Origin of the sequence: Dactylosporangium sp. NPDC048998, from assembly GCF_043197855.1 — a bacterium.
Taxonomy (GTDB): Bacteria; Actinomycetota; Actinomycetes; order Mycobacteriales; family Micromonosporaceae; genus Dactylosporangium.
In genome coordinates this window covers 1-2679 of the sequence record NZ_JBICTV010000092.1, presented here as the reverse complement: position 1 = coordinate 2679, position 2679 = coordinate 1, and the positions used below count along the sequence as shown (strand labels likewise).

Annotated in this window: 1 protein-coding gene and 1 pseudogene; both read left to right on the top strand. The window is 65.6% G+C overall.

Annotation, left to right across the window (positions count from 1 at the left end; all coding sequences use genetic code 11):
- Positions 1-1235, top strand: a 1235-nt coding sequence (locus tag ACGFI8_RS47920) for a tetratricopeptide repeat protein (protein WP_392815792.1), incomplete at its 5' end; no start/stop codon positions are given.
- Positions 1236-1934: 699 nt separating this feature from the next.
- Positions 1935-2393: pseudogene (locus ACGFI8_RS47915) on the top strand (HNH endonuclease family protein); the annotation flags it as partial.
- Positions 2394-2679 lie beyond the last annotated feature (286 nt).

The following is a 2679-nucleotide window of genomic DNA, read 5'->3' as shown; positions in this document are numbered from 1 at the left end:
GCCTGGCCACCGGCTACCACCAACTCGGCATCCTCGCCGAGTTGCGGGGGGACTATGCCGAGGCGGAACGCCGCTACCAGCAATCCCTCACCATCTTCGAGGGGCTCGGCAACCAGGCCGGCCTGGCCAGCAGCTACCACCAGCTCGGCATGCTCGCCCAGGCGCGGGGGGACTATGCCGAGGCGGAACGCCGCTACCAGCAATCCCTCACCATCAGTGAGCAGCTCGGCAACCAGGCCGGCCTGGCCAGCGGCTACCATCAGCTCGGCATCCTCGCCCAGTTGCGGGGGGACTATGCCGAGGCGGAACGCCGCTACCAGCAATCCCTCACCATCGAAGAGCAGCTCGGCAACCAGGCCGGCCTGGCCAGCAGCTACCACCAGCTCGGCATCCTCGCCCAGGAGCGGGGGGACTATGCCGAGGCGGAACGCCGCTACCAGCAATCCCTCACCATCGAAGAGCAGCTCGGCAACCAGGCCGGCCTGGCCCGCGGCTACCACCAGCTCGGCATCCTCGCCCAGGCGCGGGGGGACTATGCCGAGGCGGAACGCCGCTACCAGCAATCCCTCACCATCGAAGAGCAGCTCGGCAACCAGGCCGGCCTAGCCGACAGCCACCACCAGCTCGGCATCCTCGCCCAGGACCGCGGGGACTACGCCGAGGCGGAACGCCGCTACCAGCAAGCCCTCACCATCAAAGAGCAGCTCGGCGACCAGGCCGGCCTGGCCAGCAGCTACCACCAACTCGGCATGCTCGCCCAGGCGCGGGGGGACTACGCCGAGGCGGAACGCCGCTACCAGCAAGCCCTCACCATCTCCGAGCGGCTCGGCGACCAGTCCGGCCTGGCCAGCGGCTACCAACAGCTCGGCAGGCTCGCCCAGTTGCGGGGGGACTACGCCGAGGCGGAACGCCGCTACCAGCAATCCCTCACCATCAACGAGCAACTCGGCAACCAGGCCGGCCTCGCCATCACCCTCAGCCAGCTCGGCATCATGCGCGCCAACACCGGCAACCACACCGACGCCGTCACCCTCCACATCCGCGCCCTCAGCATCCAACAAACCATCGGCACACCCCAAGCAGCCAACAACATCACCCGCCTCGCCGAACTCCGCAACCACCTCGGACCCGACACATTCACCAAAACCGCCAGCCAAACCCTCGACCACCAGTCAATCAACACACTCACCGCACTGCTCGACACACAAGTAGCCACCGATCAGTCGCCGACGTAGCCGTGATCGAGCTAATGGTCAGCCGCGCAGGATGTGCCGGTCGGCATGCGGACAGCTGAGAATGGCCGTGGCCCCCGAACGGCTGAACGGCCTACAGGCGATCGAGATCCATAATGGACACTCGGACCGTACGCTTGAACGACCGAAGTCGAGATCCGGTACGTTCTTCACGTCGACTCCCGCCGTGCGGACTGTGCCGGAAATACTGGGCTACGCCCGGACAGGCACGGACAAACCGCTACCTGAACAGCCGAGCAACCTTGGAGCAATTCAGATCCACAATGGACAGTTGGATCATACGTTTACGCAGGTAAATCGCGGTGCGATGCGGTTCGCAATTACGATTCCCGACGATTAAAAGTCCGCAGCTCTGCCATTGAGCTAGCAGCCCGCGCATGACAGGGTACCCGCGCGCAGCCCATCGTTCCACGCGATACTCCCTGCGTGGCGTTTTTCCAGCTCAGGCCAAGTTAAGGCCATCAGCCTCGCAAGGTTGGTACCACCGCTCGTGGCCACCTGACGGACCGGAGTGCCAACAAACGAGCAACCACGGAGCAACCGGGAGCTGCAGCGGCCCTGCAGTCAAGCACGTCTCGCGTGACCTGGCCGGCCCTTGCAGCCCCGTCCGGCCAGACCACCCGGGGGCCACGTTGCTGAGGCCCTCAACCATCGGCACGGATCGTCGCCTGCAGATGCCATCGCGACCTGTTCCCCCACCGGATCACCATCACCGGCTCGTGCAACACCCGGGAACAAGTCCTCAAGCGCGACGGCACCAACGTCACCGTCGACAGCAGCTGCTACCCCACCTCCGGATCCTGGTACAGCCCGTACGACGGCGCGACCTGGACCAACCCCGCCGACATCGACATCGACCACATGGTCCCGCTCGCCGAAGCATGGAGATCCGGAGCCTGGGCATGGACCACCGCCCAGCGCCAGACCTACGCCAACGACCTCGGCGGACCCGAACTGTGGGCAGTCACCGACAACGTCAACCAAGCCAAAGGCGACAAGGACCCCGCCACCTGGCAGCCCCCGCGGACCGCGTTCCGCTGCACCTACGCCAAGGCGTGGATTCAGGTGAAGTGGTACTACAACCTCTCCGTCGACAACGCAGAGAAATCAGCGCTCAACACCATGCTCGCCACCTGCTAACCGTCCAGCCTCTCGCACCAGCCACAACCTCGCGAACCCCCTGGCTTCCTGAAAGCCAGGGGGTCCACCGCATCGAACGTACCGAAGACCAAGCGCAGGCTTGACCAGCGAAACGACCAGCCCTCGGGTGCCGAGCTCAGGAGCAGCGGCAGGTTCCGAGGGCTGTCGCCACCGGATCGGTTCCCCGATGGCGGATCCGTTCAGCAGGGTGAAGTTCCGCCGAACCTTGGACTGGTACCGTCCGCGCATGCCGATCAAGGCCTACGCCGGCGCCGCTGCGTTCCCG